A 14,115-nucleotide genomic window follows, 5' to 3' on the forward strand; every position below is an offset into this window, starting at 1 on the left:
GCCCCGTTACGCAGCCATGGAAACCGAGTGTCAACTACAGCTTGTGCACATTCGACAATAGATCAGCACATCCGTTACGGTCTCGTTACCGCTCCGGCGTGTCGATCAGGTATGGGCGCCGGGCGTGTCGGCGATACGAAGGGCGAGCCTCATCCGGGTTCCTCCCAAGGGCCGGGAATGAGCGGAGACCTCTCCTCCCTGGGCCCGCGCGAGACTGCGCACGATGTACAGGCCGAGGCCGACCCCGCCGAACCTGCGGCGGTCGCCGCTGTCGGCCTGCACGAAACGCTCGAAGACCCTCTCCCGGCTGGCGTCCGCGATGCCCACGCCCTCGTCGTCCACCACCAGCACCACGCACCCGCCCTCGGCCCAGGCCTCGACCCTGATCAGGCCGCCGTCGGGGGAGTACTTGAAGGCGTTCTCCAGAAGCTGGCCCAGCAGGATGTCGGTGGCCAGCGGGTCCCCGGAGACCGCGGGCAGGTCGCGGGGGACGTCGACCTCCACCCGGTGCAGGTCGGACAGGCCCGGCAGCCCCAGCGTGGCGGCCCGTACCGACGCGGCCAGGTCGAAGCTCTCGATCCGCAGGGTGAGCTCGCCCGCGCCGGCCCGCGCGCCCAGCAGCAGGTGGTCCATGAGCTGGCCGAGGGAACGGGACCGCTCGGCGATGGTGTGCACGGCGGAGCGGCGCTCGTCGTCGGTCATGCCGTCCCAGCGCGCGTCGAGCGTGGCGGCGAAGCCCCGGACCACGGTGATCGGGGTGCGCAGCTCGTGGCTGGTGGTCGCCAGGAAGAGGTCTTTCGCCTCCTCCAGCTCCTTCGCGCGGGTGACGTCGCGGAAGTCGAGCACGATCTCGCCCGTCTCCACGATCTCCGCGCAGAGCACGTCCAGCCAGGTGCCCGAGGGAAGCTGGATGGTGAGCTTCTCCCCCGGCGCGGGCAGCCGGAACGGGGGCGGGCCGCCGACGACCTCGGCGGCGCCGAAGCCGGTCAGCTCGCCCGCGGCGGGGTTCCACCGGACGACCCGTCCCAGGTCGTCGAGGACCGCGATGCCGTCGGCGCTGGCGTCGAAGACCGCCCGCTCGTGGGCGCGCTGCCGCAGGGCCTCCTGGTAGGCCATGGCGTTGCCCACGGCGATGCCCGCGTGACCGGCCAGCAGCTCCAGCAGCTCCAGCTCCAGGTGGCCCGCCTTGCGCTTGGCGAACAGCGCGTACAGCGCGCCGTACGGCCGCCCGCCCGTGGAGGCGAGGCCGAGCGCGATGGTGTGCAGGCCGGGCAGTCGCGACCAGATCAGCTCGTCCAGCCGGCCCTGGTCGCCGGTCTCCAGCATGACGGTCCTGCCCTCGCGCAGCAGGCGGCCGACCAGGCTGGTGCGCAGGTCGGCGGTGGAGTCGCGCAGCGAGTCGGGGAGGTTGTGCCGGGCCACCAGGCGGAGCCGGTCGCCCTCGATGAGCACGAACCCGCCCGCGTCGGCCCCGGTCAGCTCGGCGAGACTGGCCGCGATCCGGTCGAGCACCGCGGGCAGCTCCAGCTCGGCGTTGATGTCGGCGACCACGTCGGTGAGCCTGCGCACCAGCCGGCCGCGGCGCGCGTTGCGGTCGTCGGCGCTCTCGTCGTCCTGGGCCAGGTGGTAGACGCTGACGTACCCCGTGTGGGTGCCGTCCGGCGCGCGGAGCGCGCCGGTGTCGACCCGCACGTCGAGCAGGCTTCCGTCGCGGCGGAAGCGCCTGGTCCGCAGTGACACCCGGCCGCCGGTCCTGACCTTCTCCAGGACCGCGTTGTGCTCGGCGGTCAGCTCCTCGGGCACCACCGGCGCCCGGCGGCCGACCATCTCCGCGGACGGCCAGCCGAACAGCCGCTCGGCCGCGGGATTCCACGCCAGGACCGTCTGCTCACGGTCGACGGCGACGATCGCGTTGGGCGCGGCGGCCACGACCTCGCGGCCGACGCCCCCCTCGATACCGGCCCTGTAGTCCACCACTCACCCATAGTGCCGTCCCGGCCGATCCGATCTTGGCACTTTCGGCCCGCACGTGTTGCCGGTGGGCGGGCGATCCGTCCGATACTCTGCGGTCACCACACACCTGAACACGAAAGGGTGGGGCCATGTCATCCGGCGACATCGATGCATTGCTACGGGTGACCTCGCCCGACTACGTCGGGACGAGTCATCCCGACATCGCGTTCGGCACGCTCGACGGGCCGCTGGGGCGGCTGACCCTGGCCGTGACGGCCCGGGGTGTGGTGGCCTGCAGCTACGAGGACGAGAACGTGATCTTCGAACGGGTCAGCCGCGAGGTCGGCACCTTCATCGGAGCGGACGCCCGCCGCCTCGACCCGGTCCGCCGGGAGCTGGACGCCTACTTCTCCGCCCGGCTCCGCGCCTTCACGACACCGGTCGACCTGCGCCTGGCCACCCAGTTCTCCAGGACCGTGCTGCAGATGATGCTCGCGGTGCCGTACGGGACGGTGACCACCTACCGCGAGATCGCCGAGCGGATCGGCAGGCCCCGGGCGCTGCGCGCGGTGGGCAACGCGCTGGGCAGCAACCCGGTCTGCGTCATCGTGCCCTGCCACCGGGTGGTCGAGAGCGAAGGGGTGCTCGGCGGGTACGCCGGCGGCCCGGCCGCCAAGGAGCGGCTGCTGCACATCGAGTCCACCGGCGCCAGCCGCGGGCCGGGCCTCCTGTAGGTCCCCGCCCGCCGCGCCCCTCGTCCGTTCTGCCGCACCCCCCGCCCGCCCCCGCCGAGTTCCCGCCGGGTCCGTACGGTCACGGACTCAGGTCCTACGGCCACGGCTCGGGCCGTCAGGTCCCCGCCTGCCCGGGGCGGCGCCGGAGCGCTCCGAGGGCCAGCGTGACCAGGGCCGCGACCAGGAACGCGCCGACGGACGCGCTCATCCACGGCTGACGGGTGAACCCGGCCAGTTCGCGGGCACCGTTCCAGAACGACGTCCACCAGGCCAGCTCGGGGGCGGCCGGCAGCGCGGTGAGCATCCACCAGGCCGCGAAGCCGAGCACCCAGGGGACGACCATGACGCCGCGCGAGGGCGCGGTGGCGGAGGTGTCCCAGCGCGCGGCGCCGCCGAGCAGGAAGTAGTCCACCACGAGCACCGCGAACATCGGGACGAAGACCGCCCCGATGATGCCGAGGAAACTGGTGTACCTGTCCGCCTCGACGAAGATCGCGAGCAGCGTGACCAGCACGCCGACGACGACGGAGATGATCCTGCGGTCCAGCCGGGGCAGCAGGTTCTGCAGCGAGGTCGCGGTGGAGTAGACGTTCACGAACGACTGGTCGGTCTCGCGCAGCACCAGGACGCCGAGGAACAGCGGGCCGAGCGCCGCGGCCACGAAGGGCTCCCAGATCCTGTCGCTGTTGTTGCCCACCAGCGCGAGCGCCGCGATGCCCAGCACCAGGCAGGCCACCTGGGCGATCGTGTAGCCGCCGACGACGCCGGCGAAGGAGGCCCTGCCCGACCGGGAGAACCGGGCGAAGTCCGCCGCGACCGGCACCCAGGAGATCGACAGCGCGATCACGTAGTCGACCGCGGGGGCGAACGCCTCCCACGACCCGCCGCCGATCGCCGGGGCACGCTGGAACAGGGCGACCAGGAACCAGATCATCGAGATCACCACGGCGACGGTGACGTACCTGCGCAGCAGCCGGACCGCTCCCAGCGGCCGGATGGTCAGCGCGGTGGTGATCACCCCGGCGACGACCACCCAGACCGGGTAGGGCACCTCGAACCCGAAGGACCCGGCGATGGCCTGCGCGCCCTGGGCGATGACCCACAGCTCGAAGGCGCCCCAGCCGACCATCTGGACGATGTTCAGCACGGTCGGCAGGTAGGAGAGCCTGGCCCCGAACAGCCCGCGCAGCAGCACCATCGCCGGGGCGCCGGTCCGCTGCCCCGGGATGGCGGCCAGGCCGACCATGGCGGTGCCGACGAGGCTGCCGACCACCGCGGCCACGATCGCGGCCACGAAGCTCAGCGGCCGGTCGCCGAGCGGGTTGATCAGCGCGATCGCGCCGGAGAAGCCGAGCAGGCTGACGCCCAGGTTGGCCCAGAGCGCGCCCTGGTCGAGCACCCCGAGCGCCCGGGGCGGGGCCTCGTCGAGGGTCAGGGGGGCCTCGGCCGCCCCGGGGGTCGCGGAATTCGCGGAATTCGTGGAATTCGTGGAATTCGTCGAGTCGACGGCAGAGGCCATCACATGCTCCCTACGCCGGCATTACCCGGACAGGTTCATGCGGTCGGCAGCAGCGGTAGCTGCCCTCTCAGCCTGGTTGCCCCAAGCTCCCGCGTCGGGTGGTACGCGAAGCCGGGATCCCCCCAGCTCGCGCCCTCATGATGCACCATCCGCCCGGATTCAGCCAGCGCCGGGTCTACCGGGACGACGGTCAGGTCGGCTCAGGCGACGAACGGGTCCCGACCGCCGTCGGCGACCATCGGGCGCCCGGCGACGTCCCAGGACTGCATGCCCCCGCCGACGTTGATCGCGTTCCAGCCACCGTGGTTGAGCCAGGCGGTGACGCTCGCCGAACGGCCTCCGACCCGGCAGACCACGTACACGGGGGCGTCCCTGGGCACCTCACCGACCCGGGAACGCAGCTCCCCCATCGGGATGTGGACGGCCTCCGGCGCGTGCCCGGCCCGCCACTCCTCGTTCTCACGTACGTCGAGCAGGAACGCGTCATCCGGCACGTCCCGCACCTCTACCTCAGGAACATTCATGCGCCCATTGTTCCAACTCCTCCGGTGGACGGGGCGCAAAGCCACTCGGACGCCCTGATCTGGACTTTCGATCTTTTCCAGAGCCGGGACGGACCGTCACGAGCCGCCCTCATCCCTCGATCTCCCCCACGAAGGACGAACGCGCGCGAGCCGCCATCCGGCGCCCCGAAGACACCAACTCGCACGAACCACAGCTCGTACCGAAAAATCAGGGCACGTCCCAGAAGGCCAGCTCGTGGGTCATTCCCTCGGTGAACAACCGCCGTGCCCGGTCCGGGTCCGGTGCCGCCTCGTCGATCATCACCGCGATCCGGCCGGTCAGCTCGGCGAAACCCGGGTCGGCGTAGGTGTCGACCCACGCCCGGTAGCGCGGCTCCTCGGGCGGGTCCTCGGCCAGCAGCCCGCCGAGCGTGGAGTAGCCCCACATGCAGGGGTAGAGCGCGGCCAGGCCGTCGGAGTAGACCGCGGCGGAGTCGAGCAGGAAGGTCGTGTAGGCGGCGCAGGCCGGCCCCTTCGCCGCCCCGTCGAGGTCCGCGCCGAACGCGGCCGACAGGGACCGGTGCAGGTTCAGCTCCTCGTGGAAGGTGGCGTGGGCCAGGTCCACGAGGTCGCCCAGATGCCCGTCGGGAGCCTGCCACGCCAGCCGGGAGAAGACGCGGACGTAGTCGAGCAGGAAGAGGTGGTCCTGCTCCAGCCAGGACCGGAACACGCGTTCCGGCAGGTCTCCCCGTGCGATGCCCGCCACCGTCGGGTGGGTCAGCTGCGCCTCGACGAGTGGACGGCCGATCACGTGCAGTTCCTCGGAAACGCTCATAGTCCGGGCATTGTGCCAGGCGGGCGTGTGACGGCACCAAAAAGGGGCCGGGGGCCGGGGGCCGGGGAGGCCCCCGGTCATCTCAGGGCCGCGGCGCCGAAGGAGACGCTGAAGCGCTTGCACCAGACGGTCACGGTCGTGAGCTCGCCGAGGTCGGCCTTGGCCGGGATGGGGTAGTTGGCGTTGCCCCGGTTCCCCTTCAGCTCGCCCAGTTCCACATGCTCACCGTCGTCCAGGTTGAACCAGCCCGCCTTGCCCTGCTTGACGGGCTGGTCGCTCAGCCAGACCCTCAGGTCCGGGCCGTCGGAGGTGTTCAGGTCCTCGATCCGCAGGACCCGGCTCCCGTCCGCCAGCTCCAGCACCTCCGCCTTTCCGGTGGTCTCGTGCTCGTGGGAGACGAACGCGCCCTTGGCCACGCTCCTGGGCCGGGTGGGGGCCTCGGCCTGCCCGGTGGGGTCGCCCGCCCCGTCGCCCGTCTTGTCACCGGCCCCGTCACCCGCCGGGGTCGCCTGCGTGGAGGGCATGGACGGCGTGGAGGACGTGGACGGCGCGCCCGCGACCGGCGGCGCCTCGTCCACCCGCACGTCGGTGAACAGCCGCCAGGGCTGGAACAGGTAGAGGGCGACGCCGACCGCCACCGCGCCGATCGCCAGCACACCCCACGTCACGGGGTGGCGGAGCAGCCTCTTGACCCTCATCGAACCTCCAGCGTCGAGCCCCCCGGCCTCGGCCCGGGAAGAGGGCCGGGGACGTTCCCGTGGCCTCGCCCCGACGCTATCCCCGGCGGGGGCGCCCATCGCTTACGGAGTGCTTACGCCCGGGGCGGGCCCGCGACGTAGTGTCTGGCCATGACGACGATCGCAGAGGAAGTGCTCCTGCTCGCGTACGGCGAGCAGGACGGCAAGCAGCTCATCGGCTCCACCGAACTGGACGCCGCGATCGGCGGGGCCCTGCTGGGCGAACTCGCCGTCACCGGCCGGATCGACCTCGCCGACAAGAAGGTCGTCGTCCGCGACGCGACTCCCCTGGGCGACGAGGAGCTGGACGCGCCGCTGGAGCGGATGGCCGCGGAGGCCAAGGCGCGCAAGCCCGAGTGGTGGGTGCAGAGGCTCCAGACCGGCAAGGTCCGCAAGCGCCTGCTGACGCGCCTGGCGGAGCGGGGCGTGCTGGACGAGGAACGGTACAGGACGCTGGGGATCTTCCCGGGCACCCGCTACCCCGAGCGTGACCCGCGTGTCGAGCTGGAGATCCGCGAGCGGGTGCGGAACGTGCTGGCGGGCGCCACCCCGGACGAGCGGATCACGGTGCTGATCGCGGTCCTGCACGCGGCCAAGATCGACCGTAAGGCGTTCCCTGACGCGAGCAAGGAGCGGATCAAGGAGATCATCGAGGGCGGGTGGGCCGGTAAGGCGGTCTCCGACACCATCGCCGCCGTCAACGCCGCCGTGATGGCGACCGTGATCGCCGCGACGGTGGTCACCACCACCAGCTGAGACCGGCTCCCGCCGGGGCCCGCCCGCCCCGGCGGGAGACCTACTTGGGCAGGACGTCCTTGGGGACGGCCTTGTCCTGGGCCAGTGCCTCGAACATGCGCAGGGCCTTCTCCCGGTCCCACTTGATGACGCTCTGGCCGTTGATGGTGGGCAGGGACCCGACCGGGACGACCGTGGTCACCGGGTTGTCCCCCATGGAAAGACCGAGGGAGAGCAGGTCGAAGACCCCGGTCCCCTCGCCCACGGACACCGAGTCGGCGGCGCTCAGCGCGAGCGGGACGGACGTGAAGGGGTTGATCAGGACGCCCGGGCTGGCGGCCTTCTTCACCACCGCCGAGAAGAACTGCCGCTGGCGCTGGGTCCGGTCCAGGTCGGGAAGGTTGCCCGTGGCGCGGGTGCGGACGTAGCCGAGGGCCGTCCCGCCGTCCATGGTCTGCCGGCCCTTCTTCAGGTCGATCCCTGCCTTGGGGTCCTTGATGTTCTGCTTGACGTCGATCTCCACCCCGCCGATGGCGTCGACGATGCCGACGAAGCCCCCGAAGCCGATCTCCATGTAGTGGTCGAGCCGCAGCCCGGTGACCTTCTCCACGGTCTTGGCGAGCAGCTTGGGGCCGCCGTCCCGGTAGGCGTAGGCCGCGTTGAGCTTGTCGCTGCCGTGGCCGTCGATCGGCACGTAGGAGTCCCGCGGGAGGCTGACCAGGGTCGGGCGGCCGTCGCCGTCGGGGATGTGCAGCAACATCATCGTGTCCGTGCGGCGCCCCAGCGCCTTGCCGGTGGCGAGCTTCTTGCGCTGGGCCGCGGTCAGGCCCGCCCGGCTGTCGGAGCCGACCAGCAGCCAGTTGGTGCCCGGCGTGTCGGCCGGGCGGCCCTCGTAGTCGCCGAGCGCGTCGATCGTGACCAGCCGCGAGCTGATCACGAAGTATCCGCCGACGGCGAGGACCAGCAGCACGACGACCAGGCCGGCGAGGATCCGTACGGCGAGCCTGCCGGGACGCTTGGGCCGCCAGCCGGACCCGCGCGGGCCGACGCGTCCCTCGGGGCCGCCGGGGCCGCCCGGCCCGCCCCCTCCGCCGGGGACCTGCGCCGAGACGGCGGGGGGCGGCGCCTGGGACCCCTTCAGCGGCCTGACCGGACCGGCGCCCGACCTGGCCTTGCCGTACACCCTGGAGCTTCCCCGGGGGCGCGGGACCTCCCCGGGGGCCTCCAGCCGGGTCGGCGCGTCCTGGGCCGGCGCCTCGGACGCCCCGCGCCGGGGCGCCGTCACATCCCGCAGGGGCGGCGCCGACCCGCCTCGCGGGGGAGCGGCGGGCTGCCCGGCCGCTCCCCGCGGCACGGGCCCGGGCGTGGGCGATCGCAGCGCGCGCGTGCGATCGTCGTCTTCGGGCCTGTCAGCCACGTCGTGTCCCGCCACTTCTCGATCTTTGGTGAAAACGTCATTATCGACGCTACGTCGTGGTTCACGCCCGTGCCGCCGGGTCCTCAAGGTTTCCCTGTGCAAAAGTACTCATAGGGGTATTTAGCGATCGACACCGTGATCGACGGCCGATCCGGAAACATCAACCCCCACCCGCGTCGTTACGGTAGAGGACTACCTCTGCTCGAAAGGATGATCGTGTCCACTGCGGACCCGTGGAGTACCTGCCCGTGCGAGCGCACGGGACCCGCTGAACCGGCCGGGAGCACCCTGCGGTGAACACGGCTCTGGGCCTGCTGGCCGTACTTCTCCTCACCCTCGCCACCGGTTACTTCGTCGCCCAGGAGTTCGCCTTCGTCGCGGCGGACCGGGGTGTGCTGCGCGAACAGGCCGACGCCGGTGACGCGGCCGCCGAGCGGGCACTGGCGGTGACGGGACGCCTGTCGTTCATGCTGTCCGGCGCGCAGCTCGGCATCACCGTCACCGCGCTGCTAGTCGGCTTCATCGCCGAACCCGCGATCGCCACCGTCATCCGCCCCTGGCTGGAGTCCGCCGGCGTGCCCCGGGGGGCCGTGCCCGGCATCTCCGTGGCGCTGGCGGTCGCGGTCGCCACCGTCATCCAGATGGTCCTGGGCGAGCTGGCCCCCAAGAACCTCGGCATCGCCCGCCCGGAGCCGGTGGCGAAGTTCCTGGCCCGCTCGACGATGATCTACCTGCGGATCGCCGGGCCGGTCATCCGGCTGTTCGACTCCGCCGCCACCGGCCTGCTGCGCCTGGTCGGCGTGGAGCCGGTGGAGGAGATCGAGCACGGCGCCAGCCCCGAGGAGCTGTCCCGGATCATCTCCGACTCCGCCACGACCGGTGACCTGCCGCCCCGGCTGTCGGAGCTGCTGGAGCGCGCGCTGGAGTTCGGCGACCGCACCGCCGAGGACGTGATGGTGCCCCGCCCGCGCGTCGTGCTGCTGAGGGACGAGCGGCCGATCTCCGACCTCGTCGAGGCCATGCGCACCCACGGCCACTCGCGCTATCCGGTGCTGTGCAGCCGCAACGGCGACGACGTGGTGGGGGTCACCGGCGTACGCGAGCTGCTCAGGTCGGGGCTGACCGAGGGCGCGCTGGAGAAGATCACCCGCTCCGCGCTCCTGGTGCCCACCTCCCTGCCGCTGCCCGTCGTGCTGGAGCGCATGCGCGTCGCCCGCGACGACCTGGCGTGCGTCATCGACGAGTACGGCGGCCTGGCCGGGGTGGTCACCGTCGAGGACCTCGCCGAGGAACTCGTCGGCGAGCTCATCGACGAGAACGACGCGGAGCCCGCCGGGGTCGTCGCGGGCGAGGAGGGCGTCTGGGACCTGCCCGGGACGCTCCGGCTCGACGAGATCGAGCGGGCCATCGGCCTGCAACTGCCCGAGAGCGACGACTACGACACCGTCGCGGGCCTGGTGCTCGCCACCCTCGGCCGGATGACCGAGCCGGGCGACCGGGTGACCGTCACGCTGACCCTGCAGAACGACCCGCTGGAGAACGACAGCGCCGACGAGCAGGACGCCGCGCTGACGGTCCTGTCGGTGCACCGCAGGGTCCCCGAGTGGGTACGGCTCTCGCTGGCCGTGCCGCAGGGGGCCGACGCCCCGGGGAACGGGGCGGCAAGAGCGGCGGTGGACGCCGGAGGGGACGACGGGCCGATGACGCCCGCACCACGGATGATCGAGCGCGGTCCCGAGATGCCCGTCATCGAACGCGCCCCCGAGGCGGCCATGATCGAGCGGAGCGAGGTGAAGGGACGATGAGCACCACGGCGGCACTGCTGCTCGGCGTGGCCCTGCTGATCGGCAACGCCTTCTTCGTGGCCGCTGAGTTCGCGGTCATCTCGGCCAGAAGGCACCGCCTGGAGGAGCTGGCGGGCAAGGGCGGCAGGCTGGCCCGGATCACCGCCCGCGCCGCCGTACGCGGCGGCAGGGAGCTCTCCCTGATGCTGGCGGGGGCGCAGCTCGGCATCACGCTCTGCTCGCTCGGGCTGGGCATGGTGACCGAACCGGCCATCGAGCACCTGCTGGAGCCGGTCTTCGCCGCGGTCGGCGTCCCCGAGTCGCTCCAGGTCCCCATCTCGCTCGTGATCGCGCTGGCCCTCGTCACCTTCCTGCACATGGTGGTCGGCGAGATGGCCCCCAAGTCGTGGGCGCTGACCCACCCGGAGACGGCGGCGATGAGCCTGGCCCTGCCGTTCCGTGGTTTCACCTGGCTCGTCCGCCCGGTGCTCGCCACGCTCAACGGCCTGACCAACCAGATCCTGAGGCTGTTCGGGGTCCACCCCAAGGACGAGCTGGCCACGACCAGGACCCCGGTCCAGCTGGCGATGCTGGTCGGCGAGTCGGGCCGGATGGGTCTGCTCGACCGCGACGAGCACGACCTGCTCACCCGGGCCCTGCGGGTCCACCAGCAGCCCGTCGAGCGGCTGATGCTGTCCCTGGCGGAGACCACCTCGGTGCCCGCCGACGCGACGGGGGCGCACATGCGCGAGGTCGCCGTGCGCGACGGGCACCTGCGCATGCTGGTCACCTCCGGCCGTCCGGGCGACGTGCTGGGGGTGGTGCACGTGCGGGACATCCTCGTCCGCCCCGAGGCGACCCCCGCCGAGCTCGTACGCCCGGTCCCCCGCCTGAAGGCGGGAACCACGATCCCGGACGCGGTCTCCGTCCTCCAGGACGCCCGCGCCCACCTGGGACTCGTCACGGACGGCGGCGGCGAGGTGATCGGCATGGTGAGCCTCACCGACCTGCTCGGCGAACTCCTGGACGTCCGGGTGCTCGCGACCCGCTAGCGGGTTCTCCCTTCGCCGGGACGGGCCGCCGGTTCACCGGACCGGCGGCCCCGCCGCGAACGATCTCCTCCCCGCTCAGCGGGACGATTTCGACCATAGTCGGAAAAGCACAAATCTATGGTAAGTCCATGCGATTTACCCGTCCCCGCCCCCACATCACATCAATGTGCGGGTGGATTCCGCGCGCATGTCGTACGACAGGAATCGCGCCATTCATCAGTATGATCCGAATGAATGACGCATCCTCGACAATGCACTTGGACGGGAAAATCCAAAGGAAAAGAACCGAATCATGACGGAGACAAAACCTTTCATCTCCGCGCGGCGCAATACCGCACCTTCCTGGCGGGCCCTGGCCATGACGGCGATCATCGCGGCGGGGGTACTGGTGACGACACCGTCCCCCGCTCCCGCGAGTACGGCGGAGCCGGTGGAACTGGGGTCGGCCGGCACGTTCGCGGTCCTGGGCGGGGCCACGGTCACCAGCATCGGCTCGACCGTGCTCACCGGTGACCTGGGGGTGAGCCCGGGAGCGACCATCACGGGTTTCCCGCCCGGCACCGTGACCGGCACCGTCCACGCGGGCGACCCCACCGCCGCCCAGGCCCAGGCCGACCTCACGATCGCCTACAACGCCGCCGCCGCCCAACCGTCCGACGCCGTCCTGCCCACCGAGCTGGGCGGCACCACCGTCACCCCCGGCACCTACACCTCCGCCGCCGGAACCTTCGGCATCACCGGAGGACTGACCCTCGACGCGCAGGGCGACCCGAACGCGATCTTCATCTTCAAGGCCGCCACCACCCTCATCACCGCCGCCGCCAGCACCGTCACCCTCACCGGCGGCGCCCAGGCCTGCAACGTGTTCTGGCAGGTGGGAAGCTCCGCCACGCTGGGCGCCGCCTCCCGGTTGTCCGGCACCGTCCTCGCCCTGACCTCGATCACCGTCGGCGCCGGCGTGACCGTCGACGGTGGCCTGCTGGCCCGCAACGGCGCCGTCACCCTCGACGGCGACACCGTCGACGTGTCCGACTGCCAGGCACCACCCGACAGGTCGACCACCACCACGGTGAACTCGTCGTGCGCGATGACGCAGCAGGGGCCGATCACCTTCACCGCGACGGTGAGGTCTCCGAGCTCGACCGTCCCCTCCGGACCGGTCGAGTTCTTCGCCGACGGGGTCAGTCTGGGGACCGCCCAGCTCGACGCCACGGGCCACGCCGAACTGACCGTGGCCGATCTCGCCGAGGGCGCACGGCAGATCACGGCCGTCTTCCCGGGCACGGGCCTGCTCGATCCGAGTACGTCGGCGGTGTTCGTGCAGGCGGTCGACGCCGATGGCTTCTGCCTGGTACCGGAGTGCGGTCAGGCGGTTCGCCGCGGGCTCCGGACGAGGGCGTCCGTTCCTCCACGGAACGCGTGACCGAAGTCGGTACGGCCCTGCCCGGGCGGCGCTCCGGTCGTCACCACCCGGTCATCACAGAGATCGTCTCCGCAGGTCGCCGAGCATCATGGAAACGGAATGAATCCTCATCGAGACAGAGACATCGCGATCCCTCGCCCCGGCAGGGGTGCTCGAATCCTGGGCATCGCGGTCACCGCGGTCGGGGCTTTTCTCGCGGCACCGGCCATGGCGGCGGCGAATACCACCATCGATACGGTGAGCGTCATCAACCTTGACCGACTCGACGGTGCCGGAAGAACGAGCGCGGCGTGCGGTCAGGGCGTTCTCCCGCGCCACCTTCAGGTGCACGTGAAAGGACGCTGCAGGGACAGATGTTGCGGTCCTCGTAAATGCAGGAGAAAGTGCTCCGTGTGCGCACGCCGCTCGTGTCCCTGTGGTGCGTGCGGTCCACGCCGGGCGTACCACCGGCAGGGACCACGAGACGCGACGGGCACCGCCGGCCCTCGGGGTCCGGCGGGCTCGGACGGCGCCCCGGGTCCGGCGGGCCCCGCAGGCTTGGACGGCGTGCCGGGTCCGGCAGGGCCGACGGGCGCCACGGGCCTCACCGGTCCCGCAGGGGCGGCGGGACCGGCCGGACCAGCCGGACCTGCGGGACCGGGGAGCGACATGATGGGGCCGCCGGGTCCGGCCGGCGCCACCGGCCGAGCGGGAGCGACCGGCACCGCAGGCCATTCAGGCCCGGCAGGGAGGCAGGGTTCGGAGGGGAGAACGGGAGCTACGGGAGCGGAAGGTGCCCCGGGACCACACGGCAGGTCGATGCCGGGTGCGATGGGCCCCGCAGGACCGGCAGGCGCCACCGGACCGGCAGGCGCCGCAGGTCCCGTGGGTGCGACAGGCGCGACCGGCCTCCGAGGACCGGCAGGCCTGGTCGGACCGGCAGGTCCAGCGGGACCGATCGGCTTGACCGGAGCCACCGGAGCGCCAGGTCCGGCGGGAGCGACCGGCTTGACCGGAGCCACCGGAGCGCCAGGTCCAGTGGGAGAAACCGGACCTGCGGGAGAAACCGGACCTGCCGGGCCCGCAGGGCCAATCGGCCTCACGGGACCTGGGGGAGCCACCGGACCCGCAGGACCGGCGGGGGCCAACGGCCTGACCGGACCCGCAGGAGCCACCGGACCAGAAGGGCCTGAAGGACCAACAGGACCCGCCGGCATCCAAGGACCGATCGGACTCACCGGACCCGCAGGACCAACGGGAGAGACGGGAACCATCGGAGCCGCCGGACCGGCGGGACCGATCGGCCTGACCGGACCGGCAGGACCGACGGGAGAAACCGGAGCCACCGGCCTGACAGGACCGACCGGACCCGCAGGCCCCGAAGGTGCCACCGGCGCCCAAGGACCGATCGGACTCATCGGACCCACGGGAGCCAGCGGACCCG

12 protein-coding genes and 1 riboswitch are annotated in these 14,115 nt (G+C 72.0%); of the genes, 5 read left to right on the plus strand and 7 right to left on the minus strand.

Features of this window, described 5'->3' with window-relative positions; translation table 11 throughout:
- Positions 1-105: 105 nt before the first annotated feature.
- Entirely contained in the window at positions 106-1,977 is a 1,872-nt protein-coding gene (locus ACLQ2R_RS03760; protein WP_425957847.1) for a PAS domain S-box protein, read from the minus strand.
- Positions 1,978-2,102: 125 nt separating this feature from the next.
- On the opposite strand from ACLQ2R_RS03760, the gene ACLQ2R_RS03765 reads away from it, so the two are divergent.
- Positions 2,103-2,687 carry a methylated-DNA--[protein]-cysteine S-methyltransferase gene (locus tag ACLQ2R_RS03765; RefSeq protein ID WP_425957848.1) on the plus strand — a complete coding sequence of 195 codons (585 nt, stop codon included), beginning with the start codon at positions 2,103-2,105 and terminating at the stop codon, positions 2,685-2,687.
- Positions 2,688-2,802: 115 nt separating this feature from the next.
- Here the strand turns inward: ACLQ2R_RS03765 and ACLQ2R_RS03770 are convergent, their stop codons facing one another.
- From ACLQ2R_RS03770 to ACLQ2R_RS03785, 4 genes are all read right to left on the minus strand, one after another.
- Complete coding sequence (locus ACLQ2R_RS03770; RefSeq protein WP_425957849.1) at positions 2,803-4,206, minus strand: purine-cytosine permease family protein; 1,404 nt, start codon at positions 4,204-4,206, stop codon at positions 2,803-2,805.
- A riboswitch (TPP riboswitch) is annotated at positions 4,197-4,309 on the minus strand. (Overlaps the previous gene by 10 nt.)
- A 97-nt stretch (positions 4,310-4,406) precedes the next feature.
- Positions 4,407-4,730, minus strand: a complete 324-nt coding sequence (locus ACLQ2R_RS03775) for a rhodanese-like domain-containing protein (protein ID WP_425957851.1) — start codon at positions 4,728-4,730, stop codon at positions 4,407-4,409.
- A gap of 208 nt (positions 4,731-4,938) precedes the next feature.
- Entirely contained in the window at positions 4,939-5,544 is a 606-nt protein-coding gene (locus ACLQ2R_RS03780; protein ID WP_425957852.1) for a TenA family protein, read from the minus strand.
- Between the two features lie 77 nt (positions 5,545-5,621).
- Positions 5,622-6,242 carry a DM13 domain-containing protein gene (locus ACLQ2R_RS03785; RefSeq protein WP_425957853.1) on the minus strand — a complete coding sequence of 207 codons (621 nt, stop codon included), beginning with the start codon at positions 6,240-6,242 and terminating at the stop codon, positions 5,622-5,624.
- Between the two features lie 150 nt (positions 6,243-6,392).
- Here ACLQ2R_RS03785 and ACLQ2R_RS03790 point away from each other — a divergent pair, with 150 nt between their 5' ends.
- The gene (locus tag ACLQ2R_RS03790; RefSeq protein ID WP_425957854.1) at positions 6,393-7,037 is read left to right on the plus strand and encodes a GOLPH3/VPS74 family protein; all 645 of its coding nucleotides are present in this window, start codon (positions 6,393-6,395) and stop codon (positions 7,035-7,037) included.
- Between the two features lie 40 nt (positions 7,038-7,077).
- Here ACLQ2R_RS03790 and ACLQ2R_RS03795 read toward each other — a convergent pair whose 3' ends face one another.
- Positions 7,078-8,301, minus strand: a complete 1,224-nt coding sequence (locus ACLQ2R_RS03795; RefSeq protein WP_425957855.1) for an LCP family protein — start codon at positions 8,299-8,301, stop codon at positions 7,078-7,080.
- Between the two features lie 425 nt (positions 8,302-8,726).
- Between ACLQ2R_RS03795 and ACLQ2R_RS03800 the strand changes: the two genes are divergently transcribed.
- The 3 genes from ACLQ2R_RS03800 (at position 8,727) to ACLQ2R_RS03810 (ending at position 12,692) form a co-directional block, all read left to right on the plus strand.
- On the plus strand, positions 8,727-10,238 hold the full coding sequence (locus ACLQ2R_RS03800; RefSeq protein WP_425957856.1) for a hemolysin family protein: 1,512 nt from the start codon (positions 8,727-8,729) through the stop codon (positions 10,236-10,238).
- Positions 10,235-11,269 (plus strand): hemolysin family protein, encoded by a 1,035-nt coding sequence (locus tag ACLQ2R_RS03805; RefSeq protein WP_425957857.1) that lies wholly within the window; start codon positions 10,235-10,237, stop codon positions 11,267-11,269. The genes ACLQ2R_RS03800 and ACLQ2R_RS03805 overlap by 4 nt, the downstream gene beginning before the upstream one ends.
- A 292-nt stretch (positions 11,270-11,561) precedes the next feature.
- Positions 11,562-12,692, plus strand: a complete 1,131-nt coding sequence (locus ACLQ2R_RS03810; RefSeq protein ID WP_425957858.1) for an ice-binding family protein — start codon at positions 11,562-11,564, stop codon at positions 12,690-12,692.
- Between the two features lie 54 nt (positions 12,693-12,746).
- Here ACLQ2R_RS03810 and ACLQ2R_RS03815 read toward each other — a convergent pair whose 3' ends face one another.
- Complete coding sequence (locus tag ACLQ2R_RS03815) at positions 12,747-13,022, minus strand: hypothetical protein (RefSeq protein WP_425957859.1); 276 nt, start codon at positions 13,020-13,022, stop codon at positions 12,747-12,749.
- Positions 13,023-14,115: the final 1,093 nt, after the last annotated feature.

Source organism: Streptosporangium sp. DT93 (assembly GCF_049844535.1).
In the GTDB taxonomy this organism is placed as follows: domain Bacteria; phylum Actinomycetota; class Actinomycetes; order Streptosporangiales; family Streptosporangiaceae; genus Streptosporangium.